This window comes from Stenotrophomonas sp. EMP41 (assembly GCF_047495535.1).
GTDB classification, from domain to species: Bacteria; Pseudomonadota; Gammaproteobacteria; order Xanthomonadales; family Xanthomonadaceae; genus Stenotrophomonas; species Stenotrophomonas sepilia.
The window spans coordinates 335,705-353,419 of sequence record NZ_CP179923.1; the positions used below are offsets into that span (position 1 = coordinate 335,705).

Consider the following 17,715-nt stretch of genomic DNA (forward strand, 5'->3'; position numbering starts at 1 on the left):
ATGAACGACCTGTCCCGCCAGGCAACACGCCTTGAAGCCATCGAAGGCAGCTACGACAAGTGGCTGCTGGGCGCGATCATCGCGCTCACCGGTGTGGGCGTGGTGATGGTGGCGTCCAGCTCGATCGCCTTGATGAGCAGCCCGTTCTACTACCTCAACCGCCACCTGATCTTCCTGGCGGTGGGTATCGTGCTGGCGGTCATCGCCGCCCGCACCGAGCTGAAGTCCATCGAGCAGTACAACCAGATGCTGCTGCTGGGCTGCTTCGTGCTGCTGCTGGCGGTGTTCGCGCCGGGCCTGGGCAGCACGGTCAACGGCGCACGCCGCTGGATCAACCTGGGCATCTCCAAGTTCCAGACGGTCGAGGCGGTGAAGGTGCTGTACATCGTCTGGCTGTCCAGCTACCTGGTGCGCTTCCGCGACGAGGTCAATGCAACCTGGCCGGCGATGCTCAAGCCGCTGGGCGTGGCCGGTGCGCTGGTGGTGCTGCTGCTGCTGCAGCCGGACTTCGGTTCTTCGACCCTGCTGCTGGCGATCACCGCCGGCATGCTGGTGCTGGGCGGGGTGAACATGCCGCGCATGTCGATGCCGGTGGTCATCGGCCTGGTCGGCATGAGCGCACTGGCGATCATCGAGCCGTACCGCATGCGCCGCATCACCTCGTTCCTGGACCCGTGGGCCGACCAGCAGGGCGACGGCTACCAGCTGTCCAACGCGCTGATGGCGGTGGGCCGTGGCGAGTGGACCGGCGTCGGCCTGGGCAATTCGGTGCAGAAGCTGTACTACCTGCCCGAAGCGCACACCGACTTCATCTTCTCGGTCACCGCCGAGGAATTCGGTTTCCTGGGTACCTGTGTGATCGTGGCGCTGTACGCGCTGCTGGTCGGCCGTACCTTCTGGCTGGGCATGCGCTGCGTGGAAATGAAGCGCCACTTCTCCGGTTACATCGCCTTCGGCATTGGCCTGTGGATCAGCATGCAGACCTTCGTTTCCATCGGCGTGAACCTGGGCATCCTGCCGACCAAGGGGCTGACCCTGCCGCTGATCTCCTCCGGCGGCTCGTCGGTGCTGATGACCTGCGTGGCGATGGGCCTGCTGCTGCGCGTGTCCTACGAGCTCAAGCGCGCCGAGCGTCGCCAGGCCGTGCGCATCGGTGGCGCCGAAGAAGCCACTGCCGAGCCGATGGACGCCGCCGCCACGCCGGCAGCCGCCAGCGTGCCGGTGAGCGCCGAGCCGACGGCTGCCGCGGCGGCGAACGCCGCGCGCGGCACCAGCCGCCTGCAGTCGCGCATCGAACCGACCTTCGGGAGGCTGTCATGAGTGCAGCCGACGAGAAGGGGCGCCCGGTGATGATCCTGGCCGGTGGCACCGGCGGTCACATCTTCCCCGGCCTGGCCGTGGCCCGCGTGCTGCGCGAGCGCGGCGTGCCGGTCACCTGGATGGGCGCCGAAGGCGCGATGGAAACCCGCCTGGTGCCGCAGCACGACATCGCCATCGACACGCTGGCGATCACCGGCCTGCGCGGCAAGGGCAAGCTGGCGCTGCTGGCGGCGCCATGGCGGCTGATGCGCGCGCTGCGCGCGGCCGGCATGATCATCCGCAAGCGCCAGCCGCGTGCCGTGGTGGCCTTCGGTGGCTTCGCCTCCGGCCCTGGTGGCATGGCCACGCGCCTGCACCGGATGCCGCTGATCGTGCATGAGCAGAACCGTGCGCCCGGCCTGACCAACCGCATCCTGTCGCGCTATGCGCGCCGGCTGCTGACCGGCTTCCCGGGTACCTTCGCCCAGCGCGAGGAATTCGTCGGCAACCCGGTGCGTGCGGAAATCGCCGCCATTGCGCCGCCGGACCAGCGCTTCGCCGACCGTCACGGCCCGCTGCGCGTGCTGGTGGTCGGGGGCAGCCAGGGCGCGCGTGCACTCAACACCGGCGTGCCACAGGCGATCGCCGCGCTGGGTGCCGGCGTGCCGGTGCAGGTGCGCCACCAGAGCGGCGAGAAGATGCATGCCGAAGCGGTCGAGGCATATGCCAAGGCCGGCGTGCAGGCGGAAATCACCCCGTTCATCGCCGACATGGCCGAGGCTTTCGCCTGGGCTGACCTGGTTGTCTGCCGCGCCGGCGCGTCGACCCTGGCCGAGCTGTGCGCGGCCGGTGTCGGCAGCGTGCTGGTGCCATTCCCCGCTGCCGTCGACGATCACCAGACCCGCAACGCGGAGTACCTGGTCGAGCGCGGCGCGGCGGTGTTGCTGAAGCAGGACGGAACGCTGGCCGACGGCATTGCCGCACTGCTGCGCGATCTGTCCGAAAATCCCGCCCGCCGCATGCAGATGGCGCAAGCCGCGCGTGCCCTGGCCAAGGTCGATGCCGCCGAGCGCATCGCCGATATCATTCTCGAGGAAGCTGTATGAAGAAGGCATGCCACCGCGCCTGCCCTGCGCGAGGCCGCGCATGATCCGTCGCCTGCACGACACCAACGACCTGGTGCGCGCGTTCCCGCGCGTGCATTTCGTCGGCATCGGCGGCACCGGCATGAGCGGTATCGCCGAAGTGATGCTGACGCTGGGCTATGAAGTGTCCGGTTCGGACAACGCCGACAACGTGGCAACCCGCCGCCTGGCCAGCCTGGGGGCGCGCATCATGCGCGGCCACTCTGCAGCCAACGTGCTGGGCACCGACTGCGTGGTGGTCTCCAGTGCCATCCGCGAAGACAACCCGGAACTGATGGAAGCGCGCAGCCAGCGCATTCCGATCATGCCGCGCGCGGCGATGCTGGCCGAGCTGATGCGCTTCCGCCGCGGCATCGCCGTGGCCGGTACCCATGGCAAGACGACCACCACCAGCCTGACCGCGGCGGTGCTGAGCGAAGGTGGCCTGGACCCGACCTTCGTGATCGGTGGCCAGCTGCTGGCTGCCGGTGCCAACGCCAAGCTGGGCGGTGGGCAGTGGCTGGTGGCCGAGGCCGACGAAAGCGATGGCAGCTTCCTGCGCCTGAACCCGCTGATGTCGATCATCACGAACATTGATGCGGATCATCTGGAAAACTACGGCAACGACTTTGCCCGCGTGCAGGCGGCGTTCGCCGAATTCCTGCAGCGCCTGCCGTTCTACGGCCTGGCGGTGCTGTGCATCGACGATCCGGAAGTGGCCGCGCTGGCCGCCAAGACCCCGCGCCACGTGATGAGCTACGGCATGAGCCCGCAGGCCGACGTGCGCGCCGAGAACGTGGTGCAGGAAGGCTCGCGCATGCGCTTCACCCTGCGCCTGCCGCAGGGCACCAGCCAGGAAGTGGTGCTGGCGCTGCCGGGCAGGCACAACGTACTCAACGCGCTGGCTGCCGCCGCGGTGGGCTGGCAGCTGGGCGTGGCACCGGACGCGATCGCGCGCGCGCTGGAAGGCTTCGCCGGTGTCGGTCGCCGCTTCAATGATCTGGGCGAAGTGACCACCGCCAGCGGTGCCAAGGTGCGCATCATCGACGACTACGGCCATCACCCGAGCGAGCTGGAGGCGGTATTCGCCGCCGCCCGCGGCGGCTGGGCTGACAAGCGCCTGGTAGTGGCCTTCCAGCCGCACCGCTACAGCCGTACCCGCGACCAGTTCGACAAGTTCGCCGCGGTGCTGTCCAGCGTCGACGCGCTGGTACTGAGCGAGGTCTATCCGGCCGGTGAGGAACCCATTGCCGGTGCCGACTCACATGCGCTGGCCCGCGCCATCCGCGCACGCGGCCGCAGCGAGCCGGTGGTGGTGGGCAAGGCCGCCGAGCTGGCCAGCGTGCTGCCGGATGTACTGCAGGACGGTGACCTGCTGCTGATGATGGGGGCCGGCGACATCGGTGCCGTGGCTACCCACATCGCCGTGGAAGGCTTCCAGGGGGAGGGCCAGGCGTGAGCGCGCTGACCTTCCCGCCGCTGCGCGTGACCGACCCGGCCGTGTTCGGCCGCGTCGCCGTGCTGCTCGGCGGCAGTTCCAGTGAACGCGAGGTGTCGCTGGATTCGGGCCGCAACGTGCTCGAAGCCCTGCAGTCGCGCGGCGTCGATGCCTTCGCCGTCGATGGCATTCCGGCGCTGGCCAGCGCGCTCGCCGCCGGTGGCATCGACCGCGTGTTCAACATTCTCCATGGCCACAACGGTGGCGGTGAGGACGGCGTCGTGCAGGGCCTGATGGACGCCTTCGGCGTGCCGTACACCGGCTCGGACGTGCTGGGCTCGGCGCTGAGCATGGACAAGATCCGCACCAAGCAGGTGTGGCTGTCGCTGGGCCTGCCGACCCCGCAGTACCGCAAGGTCGACGCGTCGAACGTGCATGCGCTGGCCGCCGAGCTGGGCCTGCCGGTGGTGGTGAAGCCGGCCAACGAAGGCTCCAGCGTGGGCATCAGCCGGGTCACCGACGAGGCGGGCCTGGATGAGGCCGTGGCCCTGGCCGCGCGCTACGACGGCCAGCTGCTGATGGAACAGATGGTGGTGGGCGATGAGCTGACCGTGGCCATCCTTGGCGACGTCGCCCTGCCGTCGATCCGCATCGTGCCCAAGGGCCAGTGGTACGACTACAACGCCAAGTACATCGCCGAGGACACCCAGTACCTGTGCCCGGGCCTGGACGGTGGCGACGAAGACGAGATCCGCCGCATCGCGCTGGCCGCATTCCGCGCCGCCGGCTGCCGTGGCTGGGGCCGCGTGGACGTGATGCGTGACCGGGCCAGCGGCCGTTTCTTCCTGCTGGAAGTGAACACCGCGCCGGGCATGACCAGCCATTCGCTGGTGCCCAAGGCGGCCGGCCAGGCCGGCATCGGTTTCGAGGAACTGGTGTGGCGCGTGCTGGAACAGACCCTGGAGGCCGCGCACGCATGAACGCGCTGCTGCGCATCTTCGTCTGGCTGTTGGCACTGTCGGTGGTTGCACTGCCGGTGGTGGCCGTGGTCAATGGCTGGGTCGGCGCCGAGCGCTGGCCGCTGGCGAAGCTGCGCGTGCATGGTGAGTTCAAGCGGGTGCCGGCCGAACAGCTGCAGCAGGTGCTGCTGCCGTACGCGCGCGCCGGCTTCTTCGCAGTCAAGCTGCAGGATGCGCAGGACGCGCTGGAAAAGCTGCCGTGGGTGGAAAGCGCGCAGGTACGCAAGCAGTGGCCGGATGTGCTGGAAGTGACCCTGGTCGAGCACAAGCCGTTCGCACGCTGGGGCAACGACCGCCTGGTCTCCGAGCAGGGCAAGCTGTTCCCCACGCCGAAGAAACTGTCCGACCTGGAACTGCCGGAGCTGGATGGCCCGGACAGCCAGACCCAGGAAGTGATGAAGCTGTACAGCGACTCGCGTGCATTGTTCGCACCGGCCGGCGTCGACGTGCGCCGGGTGACGATGGATGCACGCGGCAGCTGGTCGCTGGTGCTGAGCAACGGCACCGAAGTGGTGGTCGGTCGTGACGACGCGCGCTCGCGCATGCAGCGCTTCGTCAAGGTGCTGCCGCAGCTCAACCGCCAGGACGCGCCGATCGAGCGCGCCGACCTCCGTTACACCAATGGTTTCACGCTGAGCTGGGGTACCCCGGCCACGCCGGCGAAAACGCCGGCGACCACGGCCAGAAGCACGCAGGAAAGGACATGAATCGCAAGGGTGACAAATCGCTGATCGTTGGCCTGGACATCGGCACCTCCAAGGTGGTGGCGCTGGTGGGCGAGTATTCGCCGGGCAACCCGATCGAAGTGATCGGCATCGGCTCGCACGAATCGCGCGGGTTGAAGCGTGGCGTGGTGGTGGACATCGAATCGACCGTGCAGTCGATCCAGCGCGCGGTGGAAGAAGCCGAGCTGATGGCCGGCTGCGAGATCCGTTCGGTGTACGCCTCGATCTCCGGCAACCACGTGCAGTGCAAGAACTCGCCGGGCATCGTGCCGATCCGCGACGGTGAAGTGACCTGGGGCGACCTGGATCGCGTGCTCGACGCAGCCAAGGCGGTGGCGATCCCGGCCGACCAGAAGATCCTGCACGCGATTCCGCGCGAGTACGTGCTGGACGATTCGCAGGAAGGCATCCGCAACCCGGTCGGCATGACCGGCGTGCGCCTGGAAGTGCATGCGCACCTGGTGGTGTGCGCGCAGTCGGCGGCGGCCAACATCAGCAAGTGCGTGCAGCGCTGCGGCCTGCAGGTGGACGACCTGGTGCTGTCCTCGCTGGCCTCCAGCGTGGCGGTGTTGACCGCCGACGAGCGCGAGCTGGGCGTGGTGCTGGTCGACATGGGCGCCGGTACCACCGACATCGCGGTGTTCGTGCAGGGCGCGATCTGCCACACCGCCTCGCTGCCGATCGCCGGCGACCACGTGACCAACGACATCGCGCACATGCTGCGCACGCCGACCCCGGAAGCCGAGCAGATCAAGGTGCGCTATGCCTGCGCCCTGGCCCAGCTGGCCACGGCCGAGGAGAGCATCCAGGTGCCGTCGGTCGGCGACCGCCCGCCGCGCCGCATGCCGCGCCACTCGCTGGCGCAGGCCGTGCAGGGCCGCTACGAGGAAATCTTCGAGATGGTGCAGGCCGAACTGCGCCGCTCCGGTTTCGAGGAACTGGTGCGCGCCGGCATGGTGCTGACCGGTGGCGCTTCGAAGATGGAAGGCGTGGTCGAACTGGCCGAGGAAATGCTGCAGATGCCGGTGCGCGTGGGCATCCCGCAGCACGTCACCGGCCTGGGCGAAGTGGTCGGCAACCCGGTGCACGCCACCGGCGTGGGCCTGCTGCTGATGGGCAGCCAGATCGAGCACCCGCGGCGGCCGTCGTTGCCGACCGGGCGCGCTGGAAGCATGTTCAAGAAACTCAAGACCTGGTTCCGCGGCGAGTTCTGACGCGGAACCCGTAACTCCGGGCCCGGCCCGGCGCAACACCCGCAGTACCCGCATCACAACGCAACAACGCACTACACAACCCACACAGCCGCAACGGCAACATGACACGCGAAGGCAGGAGGCCCGACCGTCCATGCCACCGACAAGCGGATACAACGAGGACACGGACATGGCGCATTTTGAACTGATCGAAAAGATGGCACCCAATGCGGTGATCAAGGTGGTTGGCGTGGGCGGCGGCGGCGGCAATGCCGTGGCGCACATGGTCAACTCGGCGGTGGACGGCGTGGAGTTCATCACCGCCAACACCGACTCGCAGGCCATCAAGAATTGTGGTGCCAAGCTGCAGCTGCAGCTGGGTACCAACGTGACCAAGGGCCTGGGCGCAGGCGCGAACCCGGAAGTCGGCCGCCAGGCCGCGCTGGAAGACCGTGAGCGCATCATGGACGCGCTGCAGGGCGCGGACATGGTGTTCATCACCGCCGGCATGGGCGGCGGCACCGGCACCGGCGCTGCGCCGGTGGTGGCGCAGCTGGCCAAGGAAATGGGCATCCTGACCGTGGCCGTGGTCACCAAGCCGTTCCCGTTCGAAGGCCGTCGCCGCATGCAGGTGGCGCTGAAGGGCATCGAGGAACTGAGCCAGCACTGCGACTCGCTGATCACGATCCCGAACGAGAAGCTGATTACCGTGCTGGGTCGCAACGCGACCATGATCCAGGCCTTCCGCGCCGCCAACGACGTGCTGCAGGGCGCCGTGCAGGGCATCGCCGACCTGATCGTGCGTCCGGGCCTGATCAACGTCGACTTCGCCGACGTGCGCACCGTCATGTCCGAAATGGGCCTGGCGATGATGGGTACCGGCACCGCACGGGGCGATGACCGCGCCCAGGCCGCTGCCGAATCGGCGATCCAGAACCCGCTGCTGGACGATGTGAACCTGGCCGGTGCCAACGGCATCCTGGTCAACATCACCGCCGGCGCCGACTTCACCATGGCCGAGTTCGACGAGATCGGCCGCACCATCGACGGCTTCGCTTCGGAAGACGCCACCGTCGTGGTCGGCACCGTGCTGGACCCGGACATGCAGGACGAAGTGCGCGTGACCGTGGTGGCCACCGGCCTGAACCGCGTCTCGGCCAGCAAGACCCAGCGTCCGGGCGAGCGTGCACCGATCAAGCTGGTCCGCAACGCCACCACCGGCCAGCCGGAGTTCGGCGAGTTCGACAACGGTGGCGACGCCGTGTCCAAGGCCGTGGGCGGCATGGGCCTGGGCCTGCGCCGTGCCAGCAGCGATACCGCGGCGGCGTCCGCCACGTCGGCCCCGGCGGCTTCGGCCCCGGCAGCGGCGGAACTGCCGAACGACTACCTGGACATCCCGGCCTTCCTGCGCCGCCAGGCGGACTAAGCGGGGCGGCCCGGGGTTGTCCTCCCCGGGTTGCGCCACCATGTCCTGAAAATGCGGGCGCCGGGCCAGGATGGGCCCGGCCGCCCTGCTTTACGCGCTTTCCCAGCGGCGTGCCGGTGTGTCCTGCCGGTGGCTGTCACTGGCTTTTCAGCCAGGGTAGGGGAGTGCGCGTGTTAATCTAATGTGTCACTTCCGGTCCATCCCCATGATCCAGCAACGCACCCTCAAGAACACGATCCGCGCCACCGGCGTTGGCCTGCACAGTGGTGACAAGGTCTACATGACCCTGCGCCCGGCACCGGTCAACCATGGCATCGTGTTCCGCCGCGTGGACCTGGACCCGGTGGTGGAAGTGCCGGCCAAGGCCGAACTGGTCACCGAAGTGACCCTGTGCACCGGCCTGACCTGCAACGACGCCAAGATCCAGACCGTCGAACACCTGATGTCGGCGCTGGCCGGCCTGGGTGTGGACAACATCATCGTCGAGCTGTCCTCGGCCGAGTTGCCGATCATGGACGGTTCGGCGGGCCCGTTCGTGTTCCTGCTGCAGTCGGCCGGCATCGTGGAACAGGATGCGCCCAAGCGCTTCATCCGCGTGCTGAAGACCGTGGAAGTGACCGAGGGCGACAAGGTGGCCCGCTTCACCCCGTACGAGGGTTACAAGCTGGGCTTCACCATCCAGTTCGACCACCCGATGATTCCGGCCAAGCAGTCGCGCCAGGAAATCGAGTTCTCGACGCTGGCCTACACCAAGGAAATCTCCCGCGCGCGCACCTTTGGTTTCATGCGCGACCTGGAGTACATGCGCGAGCGCAACCTGGGCCTGGGCGGTTCGATGGACAACGCCATCGTGCTGGACGAGTTCCGCGTGCTCAACGAAGACGGCCTGCGCTACGCCGACGAATTCGTGCGCCACAAGATCCTTGACGCCATCGGCGACCTCTATCTGGCCGGTGGCCAGGTGTTGGGTGCCTACGAGGGCTTCAAGTCCGGCCACGCGCTCAACAACAAGCTGGTACGGGCCCTGATGGCCGACGCCAGCGCCTGGGAATGGGTCAGCTTCGACTCGCCGGCCACGCCGGATCCGGTGGAATACGCTACCCCGGCGTACGCCTGATTCCGTAGGCTATTGAATTTAAATATAAAAACGCCGCCTTCCCGGGCGGCGTTCTTGTTTCCGGCGTCGGCGACGCATTCAGCGTGCTTGAAAGACGTCAAGGCTGGTTCAAGGTCACGGTTTTGTGAACCTGTTGGATCAGAAGCCTGAATTTAACGCCGTTTTAACAGCAATCTAACGACAGGCCCCCGGATGGCCGCTAGGATGCGACCCGGCCCCCGAAATGTTTCACGCCGTGGTGACACGCGCGACGGGGAGCGGAGCCGGATGCTCCGTTGCCATCAGGATCGTTTCTTCGGCTTCGAAGGAACGTCCTGCAGGCAAGCCAAGGCGTCGCGTAGCCCTTTGTGCGTGGCGGCTGAAACTGCGTGGGGTCCATTCCGGTTGTCGAGCGCTGGGGAGCGCGTGGGAGTGGGAGACGCAGTCTTGATGGTCACCCTGGTGGCCTTCAGCCCGATGGAACGGGCCGCGTCGAGCAGCTGGGCTTCGGCAAGCCGCAACTTGGCATGCCAGACCGGGGACTCGACGAGAAAAACGAGGTGTTCCCCGTCCACATTGGCCAGCCGGCAACGGCTGCGCAGAGGTGGCGGCAACTGGGGGCGCAACTGACGGTCCAGCGCGTCGAGCCACAAGGCACGCCGCAGCGGGTTGCCGCTTTTGTCCGCCATTACCGCATCCAGCGCCGGTTTCGGTGCCGACGCGGGGCGAACGCTGGATTTCGGCTCAGACATGAAAACTCACTGATGGCATTCAAAAAGATCGTAATCAAAACGCGTGAAGGACAGGCCAAGTCGTCGCCGATCGCGCGTTTGCGGTTCTATTTCGAGGACCGCCCCCGTGCCCTGCTGGGCAGCGTGCTCGGGGTAGGCTGCATTATCGGCCTTGCTGGCGGCATTGGCGCCAGCGCGCTGAATGATTCCCGGCTGCAGGCCAAGGTCGAGCGCCAGGATGCGGAACTGGCCAAGGTCAAGCGTGATGCGCAGACCCAGGTCAACGCGCTGGCGGCTCGCCTCGGCGAGCTGCAGGCCCAGGCGACCCGCCTCAACGCCCTCGGCGAACGGCTGACCCAGATGGGCAAGCTGGAGGACGGCGAGTTCGACTTCAACGAGACCCCCGGCCTCGGTGACGGTGACGCAGGCGGCCCGACCAGCGACATCCCGGTCAAGGACGTCAACGCCGACTTACAGGTGCTGGAGCAGCGCTTCGCTGCTTCAGGCCGCCAGTTGTCGGTGATGGAATCGCTGATGTTCGACCACCAGCTGCAGCAGAACGCCGTGCCGTCGCGCATGCCGATCCGCAACAGCTACGTGACGTCCGGTTTCGGCACCCGTGCCGACCCGTTCGGCCGCGGTGCCGCCACCCACAAGGGCATGGACTTCCACGCAAAGGTCGGTGACCCGGTGATGGCCGTGGCCGAGGGCGTGGTCAGCTTCGCCGGCGTGAAGGGCGGCTACGGCAATGTCGTCGATGTCGACCACGGCAATGGCTATGTCACCCGCTACGCGCACAATTCGCGCCTGGTGGTGAAGGCCGGTGACCTGGTCCGTGCCGGCCAGGAAGTGGCCAAGGCCGGTTCCACCGGTCGTTCGACCGGCGCCCACGTGCACTTCGAGGTGTGGGAGAACGGCAACGTGGTCAACCCGCGCAAGTTCCTCGGCGACGGCGGCAACACGCCGGTCGGCCGGGTCAGCCGCGGCTGATCCCGGGTCGGATCCCTTCCGCGCCGCGGGAGGGCTCTGACCCGATGCGGTTGATCTGGTAGTGCCGGCCGCTGGCCGGCAACCTCATGATCTTCGGCAGCATCGCGGATCACCGGCCAGCGGCCGGCACTACCCCCTCGGGGTTGAAACCTCAGCCGCCCGTCCCAAGCTACAATGGGTGTTGCCATCGACAGGGCGCCAGGCGCCCTGTTTCGTTTGCGGCGGACGGATCCCCAGGGGGAGGCCGGGCGTCGTGTCCATCCAACCCGGTTCCTTCAATGATCAACAGCCTGCTTACCCGCGTATTTGGCAGTCGTAACGAACGACAGCTGCGCCAGCTCAACCGCATCGTCGCCAAGATCAATGCGCTGGAGCCGGAGATCGAGAAGCTGTCCGACGAGCAGCTTCAGGCCAAGACGCCGGAGTTCAAGCAGCGCATCGCTGACGGTGAAGCCCTGGACAAGGTGCTGCCGGAAGCGTTCGCGGTCTGCCGCGAAGCCGGTCGCCGCGTGCTGGGCATGCGCCACTACGACGTGCAGCTGATCGGCGGCATGGTGCTTCACCTGGGCAAGATCGCAGAAATGCGCACCGGTGAAGGCAAGACCCTGGTGGCGACCCTGCCGGTGTACCTCAACGCGCTGGAAGGCAAGGGCGTGCACGTGGTCACCGTGAACGACTACCTGGCCCGCCGCGACGCCGCGCAGATGGGCAAGCTGTACAACTGGCTGGGCCTGAGCGTGGGCGTGGTGTACCCGGGCATGCCGCACAGCGACAAGCGCGAAGCCTACGCCGCCGACATCACCTACGGCACCAACAACGAATTCGGTTTCGACTACCTGCGCGACAACATGGCGCTGTCCAAGGCCGACCGCTACCAGCGCGGCCTGCACTACGCCATCGTCGACGAAGTCGACTCCATCCTGATCGACGAAGCGCGTACCCCGCTGATCATCTCCGGTCCGGCCGATGATTCCCCGGAGCTGTACATCCGCGTCAACCGCGTCGTGCCGCATCTGGTCAAGCAGGAAGCGGAAGACGGCGAAGGCGATTTCTGGGTCGACGAGAAGGGCAAGCAGGTGCACCTGTCCGAAGCGGGCATGGAGCACGCCGAGCAGCTGCTGGTGGAAGCCGGCATCCTCAACGGCGAAACCGAAGGCCTGTACGCGGCGCAGAACCTGACCGTGGTCCACCATCTCAACGCCGCCCTGCGCGCGCACGCGATCTACCAGCGCGACGTTGACTACATCGTGCGCGACGGCGAAGTGGTCATCGTCGACGAGTTCACCGGCCGTACCCTGGCCGGCCGCCGCTGGTCCGATGGCCTGCACCAGGCGGTGGAAGCGAAGGAAGGCGTGCCGGTGCAGCGCGAGAACCAGACGCTGGCGAGCATCACCTTCCAGAACCTGTTCCGCATGTACAAGAAGCTGTCCGGCATGACCGGTACGGCCGATACCGAAGCGTTCGAGTTCCAGAGCATCTATGGCCTGGAAGTGGTGGTGATCCCGACCAACCGCCCGACCATCCGCAAGGACAGCCCGGACCAGGTGTTCCTCAACCGCAAGGGCAAGTTCAATGCGGTGCTGGCCGACATCGAAGAGTGCGCCAAGCGCGGCCAGCCGGTGCTGGTCGGTACCACTTCGATCGAGACCTCGGAAATGCTGTCCGAGCACCTGAGCAAGGCCGGCGTGAAGCACGAAGTGCTCAACGCCAAGCAGCATGACCGCGAAGCGACCATCGTCGCCAACGCGGGCCGCCCGGCGGCGGTGACCATCGCCACCAACATGGCCGGCCGTGGTACCGACATCGTGCTGGGCGGCTCGCTGGAAGCCGAGATCCACGCCCTGGGCGAGGACGCGACCGACGAGCAGAAGGCGGCGGTCAAGGCCGAATGGCAGAAGCGCCACGATGCAGTGAAGGCCGCCGGCGGCCTGCACATCGTCGGTACCGAACGCCACGAATCGCGTCGTATCGACAACCAGCTGCGTGGCCGTTCGGGCCGCCAGGGTGACCCGGGTTCGTCCCGTTTCTACCTGTCGCTGGAAGACAACCTGATGCGCATCTTCGCCTCCGACTGGGTGCAGAAGGCCATGCGCATGATGGGCATGAAGGAAGACGACGTCATCGAGGACCGCCTGGTCAGCCGCCAGATCGAAAAGGCGCAGCGCAAGGTCGAGGCCCACAACTTCGACATCCGCAAGAACCTGCTGGACTTCGACGACGTCAACAACGACCAGCGCAAGGTGATCTACGCCCAGCGCGATGAGCTGCTGGACGCCGAATCGGTGAAGGCCAACGTCGACGGCATCCGTGACGACGTGATCTTCGACACCGTGGCGCGCTTCGTGCCGCCGAACTCGATCGACGAGCAGTGGGACCTGCGTGGCCTGGAAGCGACCCTGGAGTCGGACTTCGGCCTGCAGATGTCGCTGACCGACCTGGTCAAGCAGCATGAGGAACTGGACGCCGAGGCCATCGCCAGCAAGGTCCAGGAGCGCGTCAACCAGCACTTCGCCGAGAAGGAAGCCAGCCTGGGCGAAGAGACCATGCGCGCGCTGGAGAAGCACGTGATGCTGACCGTGCTGGACCAGAGCTGGAAGGAGCACCTGGCGCGCATGGATTACCTGCGCCAGGGCATCTACCTGCGTGGTTACGCGCAGAAGCAGCCCAAGCAGGAATACAAGAAGGAAGCCTTCGAGCTGTTCTCGGACATGCTGGAGAACGTCAAGCGCGAAGTGGTGACCCTGCTGGCCCGCGTGCGTATCCGCAGCGACGAGGAAGTGCAGGCCCTGGAGGCCGCCGAGCGCCAGCAGGCGCAGGCGCGCCTGAGCCAGTCGCAGTTCCAGCACCAGGATGCGGGCGGCTACAGTGCCGACGAGGAAGCCGCGCAGGTGGAAGCCGCCCAGCAGGGTGTGGCCACGCTGCAGCGCGACGAGCCGAAGATCGGCCGCAATGATCCATGCCCGTGCGGCAGTGGCAAGAAGTACAAGCACTGCCACGGCCAGCTGAGCTGACCCCGGAGGGCCCCGCGCAAGCGGGGCCTTCTGCTTTGCAGCCGGCGTCCGGCCCGGATCCGTGATTGCGCTGGTCGCCCTGTTCTGGGCATGCTGCCCCCATGCATTCCCCCACCCGATCGATCCACGTCGTGGCCGCCGTCATCACCGACGCCCGGGGCCGCGTGCTGCTCAACCGCCGTACCGAGAACCGCGACATGGCCGGCCTGTGGGAATTCCCCGGCGGCAAGCGCGAATCCGGCGAGACCTCCGAACAGGCGCTGGCGCGTGAACTGCGCGAAGAGCTGGGCATCGAGGCCGATGTCGGGCCCTGGCTGATGGATGTGCCGCAGCGCTATCCGGACAAGCACCTGACCCTGGAAGTGCGCCATGTGCGCAGCTGGAAGGGCACCCCGCGCGGCCGCGAAGGCCAGGCGATCACCTGGGTGGCGCAGGACAAGCTGGGCCGCTATTCGATGCCGCCGGCCGACCTGCCGGTGGTGGCCGCACTGCGCCAACCGGACCGCTACCTGATCACCCCGGCGCCGGCTGACGGCATCGGAGGCGTGCAGCAGTGGCACGAGCAACTGCAGCGGGCAGTAGCCGCGGGGCAGCAGCGCATCCAGCTGCGCCTGCCACCGGAACACCCGCAACGGCAGGCCATGATCGAACAGGCCGTGCGCGCGCATCGTCGCGGCGTGCAATGGCTGCTCAACCGCGATGTGGCGCTGGCACGCGCACTGGGCGTGGGTGTGCACCTGGGCAGCGAGCAGCTGCAGGACCTGCAGGAACGGCCGTTGCCGGAAGGGCAGCTTGTCGCCGCGTCCTGCCACGACCTGGAGCAGCTGCAGGCGGCGCAGCGGCTGGGCTGCGACTTCGCGGTGCTTGGCCCGGTGCAGGCCACGGCCAGCCATCCCGATGCCGAGCCGCTGGGCTGGGAGGCCTTCGCCGCGCTGCGCGCGCAGGTGTCGCTGCCGATCTACGCGTTGGGTGGGATGGCCGCCGGCCATATCGCCGAAGCCCGCCGCCATGGCGGGCAGGGTATCGCTGCGATCGGCGGGTTGTGGCCGGCGTGAGCCCTCCCGGTCACAACGTGATCCAGAAGCACCCATACTGCCGCCGCAACCCCAGCACCGTCGAAGCGCGCGACACGCTGCCGGGCAGCGTCTGTTCCAGGCGCAGGCCGACCGGATGCCGCACGGCCGACGGCTCCGGGTCGGATCCCTGCGCCGCAGCGCTCTGATCCTCATCCTGCGATTGCGGCAGCGCCTGCGAGGGATACACCGGTACCACGTCTACCAGCGGCCGACGGACCAATGATTCCAGCTGGCCGAGGATGCGCTGCGCACCGGCATCGGAGACTGCGCCCCACAGGTACAGCGACGACAACCGGTTCACATCGTTGCTGAGGATGCCGACGCGCAGTGCGTCCACCAGCTCGCTCAGGCGCCGTGGGCAGCGCGCCCCCAGGGTGTCGCGCGGCAGGGTGCTGCCGGTGGGCGCGGGCGGTGGCAGTCGCGATCGGGCGCCGACACTGTCGCAGGGGCGGTCGGTGTACACGCTCTGCCCCCGCGCATCAGTGCAGCGGTTCAAGCGTGGGGACTGCGCATGGACCACGCTCGACGCCGAGCACAATGACAGCAGCAACAGCAGGAAGGAAAGCCGGTTCATCGACGCAGGGTAGCGCCGATCGCGGTGGCATGGCGTGCTTTCAGCCGTGCAGCAGCTTCAGCACCGACGTGGTCGGCCTGGCCAGGTTCAGGGTGTAGAAGTGCAGGCCCGGCGCGCCGCCCTCGACCAGCCGCTGGCACAGCTTGGCCACCACTTCCGTACCGAATGCCCGCACCGATTCGGCGTCATCGCCATAGGCCTGCATCTTGCGGCTGATCCAGCGCGGGATTTCCGCACCGCACTGCTCGGAGAAGCGGCGTAGCTGGCTGAAGTTGGCGATCGGCATGATGCCGGGCGTGATCGGTACCTGCACGCCGAGCCGGCGCACGGCATCGACAAAGTGGAAGTACGCATCCGGGTTGTAGAAATACTGGGTGATCGCCGCGTCGGCGCCGGCATCGATCTTGGCCTTGAAGTGCTTGAGGTCGGCCAGTGCATCGGAGGCCTGTGGGTGGGTCTCCGGGTAGGCGCCCACTTCGATGCGGAACGCATCGCCGTGTTCGGCGCGGATGAACTCGATCAGCTCGGCGGCATAGCGCATGTCGCCGGGGAAGCCCATACCGGAGGGCAGGTCGCCACGCAGCGCGACCAGGCGATGGCAACCGATGGCGCGGTACAGCTTGAGCAGTTCGCGGATCTCCTGGCGGGTGCCGCCGACGCAGGACAGATGCGGCGCCGCCTCGAAGCCATGGTGCTGGTTGAGATGGCGCACGGTCTCGGAGGTATAGCTCAGGGTCGAGCCACCGGCGCCGAAGGTACACGACACGTATTCGGGGGCGTAGTCCTTCAGCTTGGCCGCAGCACGGTCCAGCTGGCTGCGCTGTTCGTCGGTCTTGGGCGGATAGAACTCGAAGCTGATGGCAGTCATGGCGCGGATGGCGGCGGTCGGTGCGAAGCAGTATATCTCTTCATCAAGATGGATGCTTGAAGATTGCGTGAGAGCCCGCCGTCCCCGGCCCGCGACCGTTCGCCCCGCCGTGCGGCCGCTGCTCCGAAATCGCAACCGGGGTGCCTCCGCCAGGCCCACGCTGCTCCCATCCCGGCACCACCCACCCAATGAAGGAGCAGACGATGAAGATCTTCCTGGCACTCTGGTACGCAATGAAGGCCCTGGCCCGGCTGGCGATGATCGGCATGGCGATGGCCGTGCTCGGTTCCGGCTCGGCGCATGCGGCGGCCGCCACCGGCACCGGCAAGGTGCAGGTCGAGGTGGTCGACAAGGGCCGTCCGCTGCTGATGATCCCCGGCCTGAACAGCAGCGCCGAGGTCTGGCGCGAGACCTGCCTGGCGCTGAAGGACGTGCAGTGCCATCTGGTGCAGCTGCCGGGCTTTGCCGGCGCTGCGCCCGCCGACCCGCGCCCGGCCGAATTCCTGCCGGCCATGCGCGGGCAGCTGCTGGCCTACCTGCATGACCAACAGCTGGGCCCGGTGGTGGTGATCGGCCACAGTCTTGGCGGCCTGCTGGGGCTGCAGATGGCGCAGGCCGAGCCGAAGGCAGTCAGCGCGCTGGTGGTGGTCGATGCATTGCCGTTCCTGCCGGCGGCGCGTGACCCGAACGCCACCGCAGATAGCGTGCGGCCGATGGCCGACCAGCTGCGCAAGGGCATGCTCGCCGCCGATGCCGCGCAGTGGCAGGCGCAGCTGAAGGCCGGCCTGCCGGGCATGACCCGCGATCCGCAGCGGCAGGCCGAGCTGGGGCGCTGGGGCGAAGCCAGCGACCGCCAGACCACCGCTGACGCCATGCATGCGGTGATGACCACCGACCTGCGTGACAGCATCGCCTCGATCACCGCACCGACGCTGGTGCTGGGCAGCTGGGCCGGCTACCAGCCGATGGGCGGCACCGAGGACAGCACGCACGCGGTGTTCCAGGCGCAGTACGCGAAACTGCAGGGCGTGCAGATCGCGATGAGCGCGCAGGGTTTCCATTTCCTGATGTGGGATGATCCGCGCTGGCTGCGCGGTCAGGTGCAGGCCTTCCTCGACCACCACCACTGAGTTTCAACACGCCTC

At 67.4% G+C, this 17,715-nt stretch carries 14 protein-coding genes and 1 pseudogene; 12 read left to right on the forward strand and 3 right to left on the reverse strand.

What is annotated here, in order from left to right; genetic code table 11:
- The 8 genes and pseudogenes from ftsW to lpxC all read left to right on the forward strand — a co-directional run bounded on the left by ftsW (nucleotide 1) and on the right by lpxC (nucleotide 9,341).
- The gene (gene ftsW, locus ACMGRF_RS01470; RefSeq protein WP_049413122.1) at nucleotides 1–1,320 is read left to right on the forward strand and encodes a putative lipid II flippase FtsW; all 1,320 of its coding nucleotides are present in this window, start codon (nucleotides 1–3) and stop codon (nucleotides 1,318–1,320) included.
- Nucleotides 1,317–2,405 (forward strand): undecaprenyldiphospho-muramoylpentapeptide beta-N-acetylglucosaminyltransferase, encoded by a 1,089-nt coding sequence (murG, locus tag ACMGRF_RS01475; protein WP_049413124.1) that lies wholly within the window; start codon nucleotides 1,317–1,319, stop codon nucleotides 2,403–2,405. Before ftsW ends, murG begins: the two co-directional genes overlap by 4 nt.
- A 40-nt stretch (nucleotides 2,406–2,445) precedes the next feature.
- Nucleotides 2,446–3,882: a UDP-N-acetylmuramate--L-alanine ligase gene (murC, locus tag ACMGRF_RS01480; RefSeq protein WP_049439314.1), complete on the forward strand. Its 1,437-nt coding sequence runs from the start codon at nucleotides 2,446–2,448 to the stop codon at nucleotides 3,880–3,882.
- Complete coding sequence (locus ACMGRF_RS01485; protein ID WP_414485583.1) at nucleotides 3,879–4,841, forward strand: D-alanine--D-alanine ligase; 963 nt, start codon at nucleotides 3,879–3,881, stop codon at nucleotides 4,839–4,841. Before murC ends, ACMGRF_RS01485 begins: the two co-directional genes overlap by 4 nt.
- Nucleotides 4,838–5,515 (forward strand): annotated as a pseudogene (locus tag ACMGRF_RS01490) (cell division protein FtsQ/DivIB); the annotation flags it as partial. The gene ACMGRF_RS01485 and the pseudogene ACMGRF_RS01490, both read left to right, overlap by 4 nt.
- Before the next feature lie 68 nt (nucleotides 5,516–5,583).
- On the forward strand, nucleotides 5,584–6,819 hold the full coding sequence (ftsA, locus tag ACMGRF_RS01495) for a cell division protein FtsA (RefSeq protein ID WP_005408083.1): 1,236 nt from the start codon (nucleotides 5,584–5,586) through the stop codon (nucleotides 6,817–6,819).
- A 169-nt stretch (nucleotides 6,820–6,988) separates the two neighbouring features.
- Nucleotides 6,989–8,224: a cell division protein FtsZ gene (gene ftsZ / locus ACMGRF_RS01500; RefSeq protein WP_049413130.1), complete on the forward strand. Its 1,236-nt coding sequence runs from the start codon at nucleotides 6,989–6,991 to the stop codon at nucleotides 8,222–8,224.
- Between the two features lie 205 nt (nucleotides 8,225–8,429).
- Nucleotides 8,430–9,341: a UDP-3-O-acyl-N-acetylglucosamine deacetylase gene (gene lpxC, locus ACMGRF_RS01505; protein ID WP_008267619.1), complete on the forward strand. Its 912-nt coding sequence runs from the start codon at nucleotides 8,430–8,432 to the stop codon at nucleotides 9,339–9,341.
- Nucleotides 9,342–9,622: 281 nt separating this feature from the next.
- On the opposite strand, the gene ACMGRF_RS01510 is transcribed toward lpxC, so the two are convergent.
- Entirely contained in the window at nucleotides 9,623–10,072 is a 450-nt protein-coding gene (locus ACMGRF_RS01510) for a DUF721 domain-containing protein (RefSeq protein ID WP_049413132.1), read from the reverse strand.
- A gap of 12 nt (nucleotides 10,073–10,084) precedes the next feature.
- On the opposite strand from ACMGRF_RS01510, the gene ACMGRF_RS01515 reads away from it, so the two are divergent.
- The 3 genes from ACMGRF_RS01515 (at nucleotide 10,085) to ACMGRF_RS01525 (ending at nucleotide 15,107) form a co-directional block, all read left to right on the forward strand.
- Nucleotides 10,085–11,041 (forward strand): M23 family metallopeptidase, encoded by a 957-nt coding sequence (locus tag ACMGRF_RS01515; protein WP_033834438.1) that lies wholly within the window; start codon nucleotides 10,085–10,087, stop codon nucleotides 11,039–11,041.
- Between the two features lie 278 nt (nucleotides 11,042–11,319).
- Nucleotides 11,320–14,052 carry a preprotein translocase subunit SecA gene (gene secA / locus ACMGRF_RS01520; protein ID WP_180880536.1) on the forward strand — a complete coding sequence of 911 codons (2,733 nt, stop codon included), beginning with the start codon at nucleotides 11,320–11,322 and terminating at the stop codon, nucleotides 14,050–14,052.
- A 101-nt stretch (nucleotides 14,053–14,153) separates the two neighbouring features.
- Nucleotides 14,154–15,107, forward strand: a complete 954-nt coding sequence (locus tag ACMGRF_RS01525) for a Nudix family hydrolase (protein WP_099495692.1) — start codon at nucleotides 14,154–14,156, stop codon at nucleotides 15,105–15,107.
- A 10-nt stretch (nucleotides 15,108–15,117) separates the two neighbouring features.
- Here the strand turns inward: ACMGRF_RS01525 and ACMGRF_RS01530 are convergent, their stop codons facing one another.
- Nucleotides 15,118–15,702 (reverse strand): DUF4124 domain-containing protein, encoded by a 585-nt coding sequence (locus tag ACMGRF_RS01530; protein ID WP_049439323.1) that lies wholly within the window; start codon nucleotides 15,700–15,702, stop codon nucleotides 15,118–15,120.
- A 40-nt stretch (nucleotides 15,703–15,742) separates the two neighbouring features.
- Nucleotides 15,743–16,570: a methylenetetrahydrofolate reductase [NAD(P)H] gene (gene metF / locus ACMGRF_RS01535; RefSeq protein WP_049439325.1), complete on the reverse strand. Its 828-nt coding sequence runs from the start codon at nucleotides 16,568–16,570 to the stop codon at nucleotides 15,743–15,745.
- 203 nt (nucleotides 16,571–16,773) lie between these two features.
- Here metF and ACMGRF_RS01540 point away from each other — a divergent pair, with 203 nt between their 5' ends.
- Nucleotides 16,774–17,700, forward strand: coding sequence for an alpha/beta fold hydrolase (locus ACMGRF_RS01540; protein WP_414485584.1), 927 nt, complete (start codon nucleotides 16,774–16,776; stop codon nucleotides 17,698–17,700).
- Nucleotides 17,701–17,715: the final 15 nt, after the last annotated feature.